The sequence below is a fragment of the Kordia sp. E genome, from assembly GCF_056033805.1.
Genome location: NZ_JBRASR010000003.1, coordinates 839,374 through 855,280, shown reverse-complemented (window position 1 = coordinate 855,280; position 15,907 = coordinate 839,374). Strand labels below are relative to the sequence as shown.

Sequence of the window (15,907 nt, the reverse complement as noted above, 5' to 3'; positions counted from 1 at the left end):
AAGAAACAACATAGCATGAAAATTTACTTAAAACTAGCAACGTTGATTTTAATGGTTTTGACATTTAGTCGCTGTCAAGATGTTGAGAAAAAGGTGGTTCAAGTAAATGTAAAAGATTTTGGACTTTTTGAAAAAGAATATGATAGCATCAGTGTAGAGTTGCAATTGGATCAATTCAAAACCTATGATGCATTACTCAAACGAACTGAAGCAATTGCATGTAATGATAGTTTGCCTAAATTAACGTTGCAATACAATAACGAACTGAAAAGAATCTATTTCCGAAATCCTTGTAGAGAAAATTTTGCTTGCATCTTGATTAAACAGAAGAATGTCATTGAAATTCATAACGATACCATCAATAAGCTAGATGAGAATTTTTATCCTATGGATAGTCTGACTTCAATCTTAAAAAGAGATCTTGAAAACAACGGACAAAATCCGAGTTTATGTGACAGTCCTGAAAAGTTATTAATTTACATATCGTACGATGAAAAAGGAATAGAAAAACTACCCAATACAGTACTGCAACTTATCAAAGCATACGAAGAAGTAACGGACAGAACCGATTTGAAAATATGGTTAAATGAAAGAATTGAGGTTCCTGAAATGCCTCCACCACCTGCCGAACCTGAAGAAATTGAATTGATTGAAGATGTTGAATATAAAATATAATAATTCAAACTATGAAAAACTCATTAATAGTACTTCTAACACTTACTTTATTTAGTAGTTGTGGCGAACCTCCTAAAAAGGAAATCACACCTATAAACACTACTGAATATGCCATTTTAACAGAAGAACTATCTAATGATACTGTTATACAAAAAGACTCTTTAGCTATTGATTTTCAATTACGAAGTTTTTTGTATGCGTCTAGTAGTCCAAAAAATGCCATAGAAGCTAATGGAGAGTTTCGATCTAAGAATATTCCGAAGAAAGTAGACAGTACTTTTGCTAAGGGAAAATTATTTTTAATGATTAGTGAAAAAGAACATTCAATCGTTGGGAATAAATATTTGGGACATAAACTATATTTAGTTAATTCAACAAAAGAAGCTATCGATTTTTCTGCCCAAGACAGCAAATTATCTATTTATATTGAAGCTATGAATAAAAGAGGCACATGGAAACCAATTAGTTATAGACCAACTAGTACTTGTGGAAATAGTTACCACACCATTACGCTAGATACAAACGAATATTGGCAGTTTAGCATTCCTGTATTTACTGGAAACTTCAAAACTAAAATACGATATGCGCTTAGTTTGGATCAAGAAACAAAGTTAGTTTCCAATGAAATAGTAGCCTATATCAGTTCAGCTCAGTTTGATAAAAGTAAACAACAAGGAAGTTCTTCAGGAAACATTATGAATCCGTATTCGAACTAAAGCGAATCATACGCACGTTGCTTTTTACGATTTCAATGCTTTCCGTATGGCTTTGGCTTATATAGACAACATCTGCATCAAAACGTATGAATGATTTTGTTTTTACCTCAGATTCGCATAGTTTTAACAAAGACTACGATTTAAAAAAAATAAACTAACGAAACAATATGACCGAAAATAAAAGGCTTAAAATTGGAGAAGGTAAAATTAGCGGTTACATATCAATATTTTTAGCAATCATCTGTTTTGGAACTACTATTTGTGCATATTTCCCAGAATATTTAACAACGGCTGATTTTCGAGAATTGTACAAACCCGATTTTATTAAATGGGGATTTCTCATTGTACTTATTACTTCATTTGCATTTGCGCTGGTTGGTTTTATTTTAAGCAAAAAAACAAAACTTGGCTTCTACGCTATACTAATAATTGCAGCTTCCATATTTCTCGCATCAGGCTTACCTGAGTATCAAGAAATAGACTCAAAGCCATTCACGCTTGGTATGGATTGGCTCTTGCTTGATATTTTAATTTCTGCCGTTATATTTATTCCAATGGAATTGTTTCTACCAAAACGTGAGAAGCAAACAAAATTTCATGCAGAATGGAAAACCGATTTAGTTTACTTTATTATCAGTCATTTGCTCATTCAAGTTATTGGAATACTGGTACAATTGCCCGCAGTAACTATATTTTCAGACTTAGGTTTAAGTGGTTTTCAAGAATGGGTTCAAGGTATTTGGTTTATACCTCAACTATTTCTTGCCTTGTTTGTTTCTGATTTATTTCAGTGGACAGCACACTACTTTTTTCATAAAACTCCATACTTATGGCGTTTTCATTCCGTGCATCACTCTACGAAAGACATCGATTGGTTAGCCGGATCTAGAACGCACTTTGTTGATTTAATCGCCGTACGCGCCATTTCTTTTTTACCGTTATATGTATTTGGGTTTAGCACATCCGTTTTTACAACCTATGTAATAATTGTGTCATTCCAAGCAGTATTGGCGCATGCAAACACACGGATCAATTTTGGATTTCTTCGGTATGTATTTGTAACACCGCAATACCATCATTGGCATCATTCTGATGATCCGAAAGCATATGACAAAAATTTTGCCATTCACTTCCCATTCATAGATATGATGTTTGGTACTTATTATCCTATGGGAAAAACATGGCCTGAAAATACAGGGCTTGGAGAAGTGAAGTTTCCAAAAGGATTTCTGAGGCAGTTTGTATTTCCGTTTACCAAAAATCCTGCAAATGATAATGAAATTGACAATCCTAGTGAGCGTTGATGAAGTAAACGCACATACTTATGATTCCAACGCTTCACGCATGGCTTTGGCTTTAATCAAGCATTCTTCATATTCCTTTTCAGGAATTGACTTTGCAGTAATAGCGCCACCAACCGAATAGGAAACATACTTTTTGCTACTATTATACAAAATAGACCGAATCACTACGTTAAAATCGAAATCGTTGTTTGGTGTAAAATAACCAATAGCGCCTGAGTATATACCGCGTTTGGTTTCCTCTAGGTTTTCAATAATTTGCATTGCCGAAATTTTGGGCGCGCCTGTCATACTTCCCATCGGAAAGGTTGTTTGCAAAATTGCTACGGTGTTTTGTGTCTCAGCAACTTCAGAAGTTATGGTTGAAACCATTTGATGTACTTGGTCAAATGTGTATATTTTGCACAATTCTTCTACCTGTACACTTCCCTTTTGCGCTGTTTTGGCCAAGTCGTTCCGAACCAAATCAACAATCATTACATTCTCTGCACGTTCTTTTTCGTCATGTTGTAAATCTGTGGCAAGCTTTTGGTCTTCCACAGGATCACTCACACGCTTTGCAGTTCCTTTAATTGGTTGTGACGTAATCTTAGTACCGTTTTTCTTAATGTAACGTTCTGGCGAAGCCGATAAAATATATTTATCACTCAATCGCATATATGTTGCAAAAGGTGGTTTTGAAATAGCGTTAAGATGTGCATAGGTTGATACCGGATCAATCGTAGCGTTTTCTGCATAAAACTCTTGGCAAAAATTGGCCTCATAAATATCGCCTCTATGAATATGTGCTAAAACCTTATTTACCTTTTCATGATATTCATCTTTATGAATCCGTAGTTTTATCTTAGGACGATGCTCTTTATTAGATGTTGACTTCTGAAAAATCTCATGATCAATCTCAGTCTGTAAAATTGCTTCAACATCTTCTTGCAACTCATCATCAACGGCACGTAAATATTGTACTTCAAGTTCGTTTCCTTTCAAAAAGAATAGTTTTTTGGGTTGAAAAAAATACAATTCAGGAAACTCTAGCTCATCATGGTTTTGAGAAACTAAGTTTTCCACATCATTCTTTAAGTCATAGGATAAATACCCAAAAATCCAATCGTTCGTAATACGTTGATATTCGTCTAGTTGTTCAAAAGCATTTGTATAATCGGTTTGTAGCACCGTAAAGGCATCAACGGCAAGGATAGCATCATATTCACTGTATTTTTGGTCGTAGTCGTTAGAATCTAACCAAACGACTTCGTGGTATTGCTGACTCCATAACAACAATTGTTGCTTTATATATTGGGTACTTTCTAGGGAAAATTTTAACGTGACTCTCAAGAATTCAAGTTTAAGCTGCTAATTTCTTAATTAAAGATCGTTTTGCCAAATGTTTGTTGGGTTTTGGGTTTTGTCTTGGGTATTTGTAACGTTCACTGTAAACCGACAACTGCAAACAACTCACAACTAATAACCGACAATTTCCATAATCTACTCATTTTCAAACACTAAATTCCTGTTTTACGGTAAAACCGTAAATAGTTATTGGGTTTTATATTTATCTTATTATATCAAAAAAAAGAAACCTAGTAAAACCCTTTTAAAACTTCACAATTATGAAAAAAAAGAACCTAAAAACATTGAACCTCACAAAGTCCACAATTTCTAGTTTAACTGCAAAAACCCTTAATGGTGGAACAGACGTTATTACTATTATTATTATTCGTACCACAGATTATGCAACAGCAGGCACTTGTTCCAAATTTGCGGCATGTGATTCTGATGGAATTTGCCCAGTAGGTGTTCCAAAAACAAAATTTGTAAATGTCGATACAAAACCTGCTTCCGCTTGTATGCGTGATATGTAATCCGTGTATATAAGTGCTAATTTCTAAATCATACTAAAATTCCGTAGCAGTTCATCTTTTAATAGGATGTAATACTACGGTTTTTTTGTTTGTGTACACTGCTCATAACTCACTACTACTTCCCTACTAATTCATTAATTTGTTGTTTCTTGTTAAATACAAATACGAAACGTACAAACTTCCTTATATGAGCATAAAAAAAACGATCATTATCACAAAACATACATCATTCTTAAAACATATTAGCGAAGCCATACAAAAATATAACTTTAAGGTTTATGAAATTGACGCATTTACACAAGCTTTGTCAATACTAACAACAGAACAGATTGATTTGGTTTTAGCCGACGTTTCTTTTAGAGAACAATCAAGGAAAGTAGAGTTTTTAGAACAACTCTCTAAACACACGCCACCACAGGCTACGTTTATTTTCTTTACAGATACTGATACTGACTACTTTCTTATTGAAGAAGAAGTAGAAATTACCCAAACATACTATAGAATTCGAAAACCTGTAAGCACATTAGAATTAGAAGCTGTTATCAATAAAATACTAAGTAACAGTTGATTTGTTTGTTTACGCTAAATCTAAGTAAAACCAAAAACCCAACAACAAGAGCGTAGCGACCAACTCACCACAAAAAATCTCAATACGCATTACTACCTTCTCAATACTAATTTTCCTATATTTGAATTATGAACGTACGACTGACCGAAGCACAAAAAATACGAATCATTAACACCTACGATGTATATAGTGTGATGCAGCAAATACTACTGCGTCAAAACAAAATTCGTAGAGCGCAGGAACATTTTTGGGTTGTAGGGCTCAAAGCCGATAATACCATATTGTTTGTAGAGCTCATTGCCATTGGCGCACAAAACCGCGTAAATGTATCACCGCCCGATGTGTTCCGTATGGGAATATACAAACTTGCCGTACGTATGATAATGGTACACAACCATCCGAGTGGAAACCTCAAAGTATCCGCAGCCGACAAAGATATTACGGACCGACTCCTAAAGGTTGGAGAACTTATTAATATTGACGTCATAGACCATCTCATTATTACCGAAAGTGGTTTTACTAGCTTTAAAGAAAAAGGTATTATGGAACAACTCCGCAAAAACGGCATGTACAAAGTAGTTGCCCAAGAAAGCGAAGCCATGAAGGAACTAGAGTTACAGTTTGAAAAGGATAAGGCTGAGAAAGAAGGTCGCATGCAAGTAGCACGTCGTTTAAAAGAACTCGGTATGGATACTGACTTCATTAAAAAAGCTACTGGGTTGTATGTTCGGGATATTAAGAAGGCTTGATGAAAATATTAATCATAAATATTCTTTTTAATTAAAATTTAGAGTTTTTTTAGCCTCTGAACCTTTAACTATTTGGTATGTCATTCCACTGGCAGCAGCTAATTGAGATGCGTAATCTGCTTTTGCTTTTACTACAGCATCATCAATTTTGTTATCACCTTTAACTTCTATAATTACATATCGTTCAGAGTTATCATCTGTTTTTATTTTTACAAGAAAATCAGGATAGTAACTTCTAACAGTGTGCGATTCTGGGTCTATATATCTAATTAAAAAATCTGATTGACCATGAGTAAGCATTCCAGTAAACCAAACCTTTTCTATTTCTTCATCTTCTAATAAGGATGTAAACATGTGCGATTCTGGGAAAGAATCAAAACAGTAATTATCTAGATGGAATGATTTATCTCTGAAAGGTTGATATTGCGAATCTTCAATGTTAGCTATTAATTCAGCCTTAGCTTTCATTCGGTAGAACCCTTCTTTTGGTTCTTTGACTAATTCAATTTCCTCTTCTTCTTCCTTATTGAATGAATCTATTTCATAAAACGAATTGAATAATTTTGGTATTACCCAGTCATAAAGAATTTCATTATGCTTATTAACCAGTTTAAGGACTTTCGCAATTCCTTGTTTTGATGACTCTAACACTTTATTAATTTCTAAACAACTAATTTTATTTAGTTGGTCAACTCCTTCTGGGTGATAAAGATATCTAGCTATTTCAGCTATTAAAGTAAATTCTGAAAATTCACGACTATCATAATCGGTGAATACTGAAGAACTAAGTGTTTTAGAAACATTTTTAATATCTCTTTCAGTCCTTTTAATTACATAGTTATCTAAATTAATATTATCTAGCTCTAAATCAACTCCTTTAGTTAGTTCTTTTTCTCTTAGTTGATGAAGCTTTTTAATTCTCTTTATTTTAATTTTTACTGGTGGTGGCACTAGTTTTATATCAACGAGTTGTTTATCATCACCAGCAGAAGTAAGCTCATCAACTGATAATTTAAAGTTTTGTTCTAACTCGTTTTCTAAAGTCTTTATATTTTCATTAGACAGATAAACCATACCTGTCTGTTGTATATCTGTAATAGCTCTTAAACAGCGCATAGTAGCTTGTAACACAAATATTTTAGATTTTGGCTCTCTATGTAAAGCTACTCCAAATAAAGAACGACAGTTCCAACCTTCTTTACCTTTATTTACTAATAAAATAAATTGCTTTTCAGACTGAGGTGTATCTAGTCTTTTAAACTCTCTTAAATCATCATTCTTAGTGATTTTGTTATCACCAACATTCACTAAAATTTTGTTGATAGGAATATTAAGATCAGATAAAACCTCTTCCACTATTGGTCTTAGTTCGTTTTGAAGTTCATCTATAGAAGTTGCAAAAAAAGCAAACTTAGGAAGCAAACCTTCATAACGTTGGTCCTTATGCTTTTCCCAAAATTCAGTAATAACAGTTCTTATAAATGCTTTTGTTTGGTCCTTCACATTTTCGAAACCATGAATAGTTACTTTTTTCAAGTACTTATTGTCAATAGCATTTTTTAAACCATACGCGTAAACTACTTCTGGAAGTAATCTTTTCCCTATGTATGGCGTACCTGTGTAATTATAACATCCAACAACTCTAGAACCAGCTTGGTTTAAAGATTCAGCCAATTCATTAATAGTTACTCTTAAACTAGTAGAACTTTTCTTTAGTCCAAAGTCTTTAGCTAGGTTAGTACCAAATACATGGTGAGCTTCATCTACATAAATACCAAGTTGTTTTAGTCTGGTTAGTTTTGCAAATCGTTGGTTAGATAGAAGTTCTTTATCTGTATCTATTTCAAAACCATATAAATCTTCAAAATCTTTATTAAGTGATTTAGCTTTATACATTGCTCCACCATCATTAAACAAGCTATCGGAAGCAGATTTCTTCTTATGCTGTTTCTTCAGTATTATCTTTTGTGTATTAGAAATGATAATATTAAACTTAGAATTATCTAGCGCATTTAAAGAAACACCTGTATCATCTAGAAAATGAAATTTTAGGTGAGTATCTAACCAGTTCACATATTCTGGCGGTATCACTTTTGATTTGTCAAAAGTTTCAATTTCTTTAAGTGAATTCAGTACAGTTTTGTCTGGAGCGAATACCAGAGCATTATGACAATATCTCGAAGTTTTAGGATACTTATTAGCCAATAAAAACTCATAAAAGATAGAAGTAGCCATTAAAACTGTTTTCCCTAGCCCCATAGTTAGGGCAAAAATGTAGTTAGGATAAATTTGCTTGAAAGACTCTATTTGTTTAAATACCTCGCTAAATACTATTTTATCTTCGTTTTGAAATTCGGACGGACCAAACATGTCCAAGGTGCCAACTGAACCTTTAGTTTTTGATATACCAATATCTTTACGTTTAGAGAATTGCCCTGTTTTATTATACCAATCTTCAAATACTTCATAGAGGTACACATTTCCTAAGAACTCCTTTAAGAATATATACATTTCTAAAGCTTCAAATTGCGGCAATCTTAAATAAGAATCTGGGTTTTCTGGATTATTGAAATCTAGAAACTTCTTTGTTAGCGGTTTATATTGATTATAAACTTTCTTCTTGTTCGTATCATGAAACAGTTTTAAATACGTATAAAATGGAAAGTCTATTTCGCTTTTAGTCTTTTTCTTAGCCATATCTTAATTGTTATCAATAGTTAACTCTAAAGACTCCGATAGTAAATCTGTGATTTTTATTCTAATAGTTCCAGCATCTTCTGGAATTTCGTATTCACCAATAACCATTTCATTCTTCTCTGGTACATCCACAATTTTTGGTTCAAACACCGAACCATCATAGTTAAAATCTACCTTTACGGATTCAGTAAGTTCTTTCCAATCTTCTACATTCTCTTTCATCAAAGATAATTTTTGAAGCAGATTCATCGGATAGAATTGTTTAACTATCAATTTATTTCCTTCAATGATAACTTCAGCTTCAGAATCTCTCTTAAACTCTAGATTAGATTTGTCTCTAAGTATATCAACAACTTCAATATCTAATTTGTAAGGCACTTCTTTTTGCAATAAAGCAGCCAAATCTGGTTCATGCCCCATACATATCAGCAATAAACTTTCTACAGGTTTATTTGGTGATTTATCTGATTTCTTCTCAAAGGATTTGTAATTAAAACCAGTGATTAGCCCATTGAGATCTGCTCTTGTAGCAATACGGTTTACTGGCATAATTTTGACCATTCTTCCATCTTTTTCACCATCATAAATGGTGTTATTGGGTAGTGGTTGAATCTCTAACGCTTGTTTTAGAATCTCTTTAGCCTGCACTGGATTTCTGAATACATCATAATTATTAACATTATATACACTAAGGCCAGTGTAAAAGTCATTAATTACTTCCGTTTCGCCATCTTGATTTTTAAATTCAACTTTGGGAGGGGTACTTTCAAAATCACTTTTAATTTTATTTAATCTTTTAATTGTTGTTTCAATAGCTCCTAGATTAATATCGGCACCAATGAACCTTCTACCCATCCTCATTGCTACAGCTTGAGTTGTACCAGACCCCATAAAACAATCAAGTACTATGTCCCCAGGGTTAGTGGATAAGGATATTATTCTTTCCAAAAGTGAAATTGGTTTTTGTGTTGGATAACCAGTTTGTTCCTTCGATTGAGAATTCTCTCCAAATATGTCGGTCCATACATTATCAATTGGATACCCTTTAGCATCATCTAGATAATGTTTAATTCGGGGCGTTCCATTTGATGTGTAGTATATCTTTCCTTCTTCTATAAGCCTATTCACTGTGCTTTGAGGTGTCGCAGAACCTATTTTTTCATCTTTAAATCTTCTCCCATTTTTATCCACCTTACTAAACCGTTCTTCAATGTATTCATTTGAATATGGAATATAGAATGGATTGTAACAAAACTTGTCTTGATTTTTAGAAAAATAAATAATGTCGTCATGACTTTTCCCCAACGACGTTTTCCCTTTAAAGCCACTAGATGTCATGCTTTTCCAAATGATGTGTCCCCGAAAACACTCTTTTCCAAAGATTTCATCACAAATTAATCTGATGTAATGAGATTTTCTCCAATCACAGTGAATGTATATGCTTCCTGTTTCACTTAAGAGTTCTCTAAGTAGAACAATTCTCTCGTAAATAAATTGCAAGTATTCATCGTTAGACCATAAATCTGTATACTGCTTCTCTTCAAATGAATTTTGGTCATTTTTTATATGTTTGCCTCTTAGCGAAATTTTCTTCTTATAATCAGCTTTAGAATCAAATGGAGGATCTATATAAATCAAGTCTACTTTTCCACGATACTCTTTTAATAGATGAGACATCACTTGAAGATTATCTCCCCAGAATATTTTATTCATCCAACCGTTAACTTCTTCACCGTAGTTTTCTTTAAGTTGTGCTGGGTAGTATTGAGTAGAATTGAAAGGTCTTTTTCCTTTCCAATGAAGCATTGGATAGCCCTTAATGGGTTCAAATTTATATTCGTCAACCGTATTGAGTTTTTTTTCTGCTTGGATATCTAACTTGCCTTGTTCTTCCATTTTATATTTCTATTTCTTTCCCTATACTTAATAATTCTGTTATCAACTGATTATGTTGACTTAACCAAAATTGAGTATCAGCTACAATAATAAGTCTTTTTTTTGCTCTACTCACAGCGGTATTAATTAAATTTCTACCTATTGCGTTAGGTCTTGATGTGTTCGTAAAAAACATATCGCTCGTATCTACAACCGACAAAATTACTGTGTCCCATTCTTTACCCTGCGAGCCATGAACCGTCAGTATTTGTTGATTATCCCTTTGTTTCGGTAAATTACGCCCCAACAAATATAACTGCCCTTTTCGATAAGGAGAAAGAATTGCATACTCTTCTTCATTAGATTCTAAATGAATTACTAACTTTTTAATAGCACTTAATTCATTATCACTTTTTCTACTTCTTAATTCGTCCATCCTTTTTGGAGCATTAATATAGAAAATTTCAGTATTGTCATTATCGCTCCCAGATGTAAAATCAATATCATAAATATAATCTCCTAAAACCTTCGCTAAATTACTTCCAAATCTAAAAGTGGTACTTAGTGCATTATACTTCATTAGTTCTTTTGTTAATTGAACTTTATTTACAAAGTTTTGATACGTTTCATTTTTATTCCTTACAAATAAGCTATCAATACATGTACTTGTATAATGCCATAAATAGGCATCATAATAGTTTTGGTCTTTTTCTATGATGAAATCATTTAGTTCACAAACAGGAGGTAATTGTTTGTGATCTCCTAGAAGTGTAACAGGAACATTGTTTAAAAAAAGAGGCAGCGTTTTTATTGCATTGGCATAACCAGCTTCGTCTACAAAAATATGATCAACACTCAAGTTTACATCTATAAACCTCATTATATAGCTATCTAAAGTACAAGCTACTACCGAGACATTATCAAGCCTTTCTTGTGTAGACATTGAAGTTAAATAAGCTTTCTTTGCTTTTAGTTCATTGATAAGGTTTTCAATACCTCTAGCGTCTAAATCACTATACTCTATAGCTAGTAGTGAATCTGATTCAAATTTTGATGACCGTTCAATTAATTTCTCGAGAACATTCTTTTTAAGAACATTTATAGCTGTTAGCTGTTTATTAAAATCTTCACTATCATCAAATAAAAACGAATACGTATTTTTCACAATTAACTTATCCTCTTCTAAAGCTGTCACTATATTATATGATTCAATTTTAATTTTATCTAACTTTTCTTCTCCTTTTACTATATCAACTTGCTCGTCCTCTATAAGTGATTTTGTGTTTTTGATTGAATCATTTAAAATATTTATTCTAGAATCATAGTCTTTTTTATTCAGACCCAAAAACCTAGCGAACTTAGTTAGTGTGCTATCCCTGTCATTAATCAAATTTAAAAGCTTATTATGAAGACTACTAAGTACATTTTTTCTTTCAGATAGATTTATCTTTAAATTATCTATAATTTTTATTTGCTCACTTTTATCAAAAGAGCATACCTCTGTTTTTTTTAATTTATCTGAATAAGTATCTAAAATAGTGGAGTTCTTTGCCTTATCAATTTTACCCTGTTCAATTACAATTGATGAATGACGATTTAAAAAATCTATTCTACTATCAATTTGTTTAACTTGTTTTTCCAAACCAGTTACTTCACAAACATCTGGATACAACGAAGAAAAATTTGCACTTGGGTTACCTAATCTTATAAATTTTTTAAGTTCAATACCTTTTTCCTGTGCTATAGGTATTATTGCTTCAAGAACTTGCTCAATAGCATTATTTGTTGGTGCAACAATTGCAACTTTTTTTCCTTCTTTAATATACTGAAGCATTGCCTGAGTTAGTACCCATCTTGTTTTCCCTGTTCCTGGTGCTCCCCATACATATGAAAAGGGAGCATCAAATATCATTTTTACAGCTTCTTTTTGTTCTTGAGAAGTTCCAGGTTCAAAATTAATATTTGCGACTTTGTTAGAAATAGATGATTTATTAGAAGGCAACTCAAGTCTATCACCATTTTGTTCATACCAATCGATAATATTTTGAACCAAAAATCTAAGACTTGAAATAATCTTTATACTTCCTTTTTTCTCATTACTAATCTCAAAAGGAAATTCTTTATTCTTTTTTAATATTAAAACCCTTTTATCAGAATCATATTCAATAACTTTAAATAAGTCATCATAATCTTTTAAGGTTGGAATATGTCTAATAAGTACTACTTCTGTATCAAATAATTTAGAAGACAGTTTAAACTTATAATGAACTTTGTCTTTTGTAGTAATTGAATGAACATCAACCGAATGCAACCCCTTATCATTATCAATCAACCAATTAAGATAAACTGTTGCACTGTTTATGCTAGTATCTTGTAGTTCTGCTACTGTCATATATTAATATTGTCTGGGATTACAATAATATCTCATATCACAGTCAGAACACTGTTTTTCATTTTTGGTAATATGAGAATTGTCAAAATTTTTGTTTTCTATATTTTGTACAACCTTGTCAAAGGTCTCAATTGTTTTGTTAATTGTATGTTCATTTTTATTAAAAGTTATGTACGGACTCCCATTTTTTTCTTTAGGGTAATGCAAATGCATCTTACTTACTTTATGTCCTGTTCGTTCTTCTACTAAATGTGCATAAACTTCTAATTGCCTTCTATAACGGTCCAAAGTATTTCTAGTAATTGCTTCTGTTCCGTTTACATCTGGCTTATCACCAGATTTAAAATCAATAAGTTCTACTGTTCCTTCTTCACCTCTAATCAGGTCTATAGTACCTTTTAGTATATAACCTTCCTTTACTAAAGATACATCAACCTCAGCTTCAACTATCTTATCCCAGTCGTTCGTGTTCTTATCTCTATAGTTTAAGATTTGCTTTAGTAAAGCTATTTGTTGGGGTTTGTGTAAATATGAACGCTGTTGTTTAGATAATAAATGATAGTTGGTATTGAACCAGTTTTCTATATTTTCATTTGTTAAAGTGGCTTCTTGACCTTTTAAAACAGCCTTATGAATATCTTCTATCGTTTGATGTAAAAGCTGTCCACCTAAAACACCACCAGTTCTAACTTCTGTAAATTCTAGTTCTTTATAGAACTTATACTGTTGTGGACAATTTTCGTATAGAAGTATATGCGATGTGAACGAATATTCATGTTTAATATTAGTTGGTTTTATGGTCTCTAATTCTAACTTAGCAACATCAAATAAGTCACTTTTCCATGAAGGAACTCCTTCATATAGGTTTTTGAATAATTTGTTTGGAGAGCTGTAGCTTCCATTTTTATTTTTCTGTTCATAACAACTTAGAACCAGTAAATTTTGAGGTCTGGAAAATGCTGTATAGTACAATCTCCAAAAATCATAATTCTTAGTCAATTCTAAAGGTTCAAAAGGAGGTTTATGATAAAAATTCTCTTGTAAAATAGCATCTGTCTCTGAATATTGTGTTCTAGGACCTTGTCTGTTATTTGGCATACCAGCAACAACAATAGGGAATTCTAATCCTTTTGATTGGTGAATGGTCATAAATGAAACACATCCAGAAGGCGCGTATTCATCAAAATCCTCATACTCTTCAATACCTCCATCATATATAAACCTCAAAAACTGATTAAAAAGATTCATTAAAAGATTATCCTTATTCTCTGGCGTTATTACAGTTACATTGTATAAGTATTCATATTTATAAAGTAATTTAGTAAATAAAGCTATGTTATAAGAAGCTCTTAAATCGGTTTTATTCGCATCTAAACCTAAATCTAAATAATGAGAGAACATTGGGTATTCTAGAAGCTGATAAATTAAAGCTGCAAAACCATAGTCCGTTCCTTCCGTTAGAGTTAAATGTTGTTTGGCTCTTGTTTGAGACCATTGTAGAAGCGCCCCATGTTTTTCTGTATTTTTTCTTATTTCATTTGCAAACTTAACTTTGCAATGTTGATAATAATTCCAGATTTCAAGTTTTGCCGTATCAGACCATTTCAATGCTTCAAATAAGTTTGGGAAAATAAATACGATTGCTCCTAGTAGTAATTTAACCTCGTCACGCTCAAAGAACAGAGATGAACGAGGTGAGAATATCTGAACTCCTTTATCTTCCAAATATTCAGCTAAACCAATTACTTTAGAGTTCTTAACTGATTTGAATAAAAATGCAATTTGATTTCTATCCTTTAGAACATCTTTTTTCTCCAAGTCAATTATAAACTGGTATACTTCTTCATAGTAGTCTTCTAAAGAACCATCATTGGAAACCTTTATAACTGAAGGATTATCAATAAAGTCATCTTCTCTAGGCTTAATTATCTTATCGTACCTAAATTGCTTACCATCTTTGGTCCAGTCCATTTCAGCCATCCACTTATTATAGAAATCAATTATTTCTGGATGAGAACGGTAATTAATAGTTAATGTAAGTTGCTTGCATAACCCCTTATCAAAATTATCAGCAAACTCTAATATATTTCTAATAGTAGCACCTCTAAAACGATATAAACCTTGGTCATCGTCTCCAACAACACAAAGGTTATTATGTTTATTAGCCAATAGAAGAATAATTTTTTCTTGAATAGTATTTGTGTCTTGGTATTCATCTACCATTAAATACTTTATCTTATTCTGAATCTCTTCAAGTATATTGGGATTATTACTAAGTAGATTAAAAGCTTCTGTTTGAATAAAGGAAAAGTCTAGTGAGTTATCCTCTTCAACTTGCTTAGAGTAAATATCATAAAATTCTCCAATAGCTCTAACACCATAGTCATCTGCTTTTTTTAGGACTTCAACATCTAAATTCTCTTCTCCAACAGTATTGATATAACCAATTAACTTATCAGCTTTAATCCAATTTGAAGTTTTAAAATCACCAAGTAATAACTCAGCATCTTCAACTGCCAAATAAGATTTTATATTTCTGTAGATAAAAAAACGTTGATCGAATTGATCTAGTAGTTTATAACTCCTTTTTAGTCTTGTGAACTCCCTGTGTTCTTCTAAAAACCTTAGAAAGATTGAATGTAGCGTACCAATGTACATTTCATTCAAATTAATCTTGATATCTAGCTCCAAAAGTCGATTAGATACTCTTGTAATAAGCTCTTTTGCTGCTTTCTCTGTAAATGTAGCAACTAGAATCTCTTCTGATTTTGTTCCTTTAGATATGAGGTAAACAATTCTTTCTACTAAAGTTTTTGTCTTACCTGATCCCGGACCAGCTATTATTAATAATGGGCCTTCGGTAGTACGAATAGCTGCTTTTTTTTCATCATCTATGTCTAATAAATCAATATTATAATCTTTTAGCATCTATATAGTTTTTGTAACTAACATATTTTTAATATTTGGCTATTAATAATTCACAAGAAATACCATTAAATTCTCTGTATTGCTAAATGTAACAATTCCAAAATGAAATATCAATAACCTTTAGTACAATACTAAACTTTATTGACG

At 32.1% G+C, this 15,907-nt stretch carries 11 protein-coding genes; 6 read left to right on the top strand and 5 right to left on the bottom strand.

Going from position 1 to position 15,907, the window contains the following annotated elements:
- Positions 1-15: 15 nt before the first annotated feature.
- The 3 genes from ACUUYC_RS16980 to ACUUYC_RS16970 all read left to right on the top strand — a co-directional run bounded on the left by ACUUYC_RS16980 (position 16) and on the right by ACUUYC_RS16970 (position 2,695).
- Positions 16-675: a hypothetical protein gene (locus ACUUYC_RS16980; RefSeq protein ID WP_474267865.1), complete on the top strand. Its 660-nt coding sequence runs from the start codon at positions 16-18 to the stop codon at positions 673-675.
- 11 nt (positions 676-686) lie between these two features.
- Complete coding sequence (locus ACUUYC_RS16975; RefSeq protein WP_474267864.1) at positions 687-1,391, top strand: hypothetical protein; 705 nt, start codon at positions 687-689, stop codon at positions 1,389-1,391.
- 167 nt (positions 1,392-1,558) lie between these two features.
- Positions 1,559-2,695 (top strand): sterol desaturase family protein, encoded by a 1,137-nt coding sequence (locus ACUUYC_RS16970; RefSeq protein WP_474267863.1) that lies wholly within the window; start codon positions 1,559-1,561, stop codon positions 2,693-2,695.
- 18 nt (positions 2,696-2,713) lie between these two features.
- Here ACUUYC_RS16970 and pabB read toward each other — a convergent pair whose 3' ends face one another.
- A complete protein-coding gene (gene pabB, locus ACUUYC_RS16965) occupies positions 2,714-4,024 on the bottom strand; it encodes an aminodeoxychorismate synthase component I (RefSeq protein WP_474267862.1) in 1,311 nt (436 codons plus the stop codon).
- 275 nt (positions 4,025-4,299) lie between these two features.
- Between pabB and ACUUYC_RS16960 the strand changes: the two genes are divergently transcribed.
- From ACUUYC_RS16960 to ACUUYC_RS16950, 3 genes are all read left to right on the top strand, one after another.
- A complete protein-coding gene (locus tag ACUUYC_RS16960) occupies positions 4,300-4,551 on the top strand; it encodes a hypothetical protein (RefSeq protein WP_474267861.1) in 252 nt (83 codons plus the stop codon).
- A 187-nt stretch (positions 4,552-4,738) separates the two neighbouring features.
- Positions 4,739-5,119 (top strand): response regulator, encoded by a 381-nt coding sequence (locus ACUUYC_RS16955; RefSeq protein WP_474267860.1) that lies wholly within the window; start codon positions 4,739-4,741, stop codon positions 5,117-5,119.
- Positions 5,120-5,247: 128 nt separating this feature from the next.
- Positions 5,248-5,868, top strand: coding sequence for a JAB domain-containing protein (locus ACUUYC_RS16950; RefSeq protein WP_474267859.1), 621 nt, complete (start codon positions 5,248-5,250; stop codon positions 5,866-5,868).
- A 27-nt stretch (positions 5,869-5,895) separates the two neighbouring features.
- Here ACUUYC_RS16950 and ACUUYC_RS16945 read toward each other — a convergent pair whose 3' ends face one another.
- The 4 genes from ACUUYC_RS16945 to ACUUYC_RS16930 are packed head-to-tail and all read right to left on the bottom strand — an operon-like array spanning position 5,896 to position 15,760.
- Positions 5,896-8,565, bottom strand: coding sequence for a TnsA endonuclease N-terminal domain-containing protein (locus ACUUYC_RS16945; protein WP_474267858.1), 2,670 nt, complete (start codon positions 8,563-8,565; stop codon positions 5,896-5,898).
- A gap of 3 nt (positions 8,566-8,568) precedes the next feature.
- Positions 8,569-10,461, bottom strand: coding sequence for a site-specific DNA-methyltransferase (locus tag ACUUYC_RS16940; protein ID WP_474267857.1), 1,893 nt, complete (start codon positions 10,459-10,461; stop codon positions 8,569-8,571).
- 1 nt (position 10,462) lies between these two features.
- Positions 10,463-12,832, bottom strand: coding sequence for an AAA domain-containing protein (locus ACUUYC_RS16935; protein ID WP_474267856.1), 2,370 nt, complete (start codon positions 12,830-12,832; stop codon positions 10,463-10,465).
- A gap of 3 nt (positions 12,833-12,835) precedes the next feature.
- On the bottom strand, positions 12,836-15,760 hold the full coding sequence (locus ACUUYC_RS16930) for an ATP-dependent helicase (RefSeq protein WP_474267855.1): 2,925 nt from the start codon (positions 15,758-15,760) through the stop codon (positions 12,836-12,838).
- Positions 15,761-15,907: the final 147 nt, after the last annotated feature.

Excerpts from the sequence above, each read along its gene's own strand:
- ACUUYC_RS16980 (WP_474267865.1), top strand. The coding sequence starts at position 16 with ATGAAAATTTACTTAAAACTAGCAACGTTGATTTTAATGGTTTTGACA.
- ACUUYC_RS16975 (WP_474267864.1), top strand. The coding sequence starts at position 687 with ATGAAAAACTCATTAATAGTACTTCTAACACTTACTTTATTTAGTAGT.
- ACUUYC_RS16970 (WP_474267863.1), top strand. The coding sequence starts at position 1,559 with ATGACCGAAAATAAAAGGCTTAAAATTGGAGAAGGTAAAATTAGCGGT.
- ACUUYC_RS16960 (WP_474267861.1), top strand. The coding sequence starts at position 4,300 with ATGAAAAAAAAGAACCTAAAAACATTGAACCTCACAAAGTCCACAATT.
- ACUUYC_RS16955 (WP_474267860.1), top strand. The coding sequence starts at position 4,739 with ATGAGCATAAAAAAAACGATCATTATCACAAAACATACATCATTCTTA.
- ACUUYC_RS16950 (WP_474267859.1), top strand. The coding sequence starts at position 5,248 with ATGAACGTACGACTGACCGAAGCACAAAAAATACGAATCATTAACACC.
- ACUUYC_RS16945 (WP_474267858.1), bottom strand. The coding sequence starts at position 8,565 with ATGGCTAAGAAAAAGACTAAAAGCGAAATAGACTTTCCATTTTATACG.
- ACUUYC_RS16940 (WP_474267857.1), bottom strand. The coding sequence starts at position 10,461 with ATGGAAGAACAAGGCAAGTTAGATATCCAAGCAGAAAAAAAACTCAAT.
- ACUUYC_RS16935 (WP_474267856.1), bottom strand. The coding sequence starts at position 12,832 with ATGACAGTAGCAGAACTACAAGATACTAGCATAAACAGTGCAACAGTT.
- ACUUYC_RS16930 (WP_474267855.1), bottom strand. The coding sequence starts at position 15,760 with ATGCTAAAAGATTATAATATTGATTTATTAGACATAGATGATGAAAAA.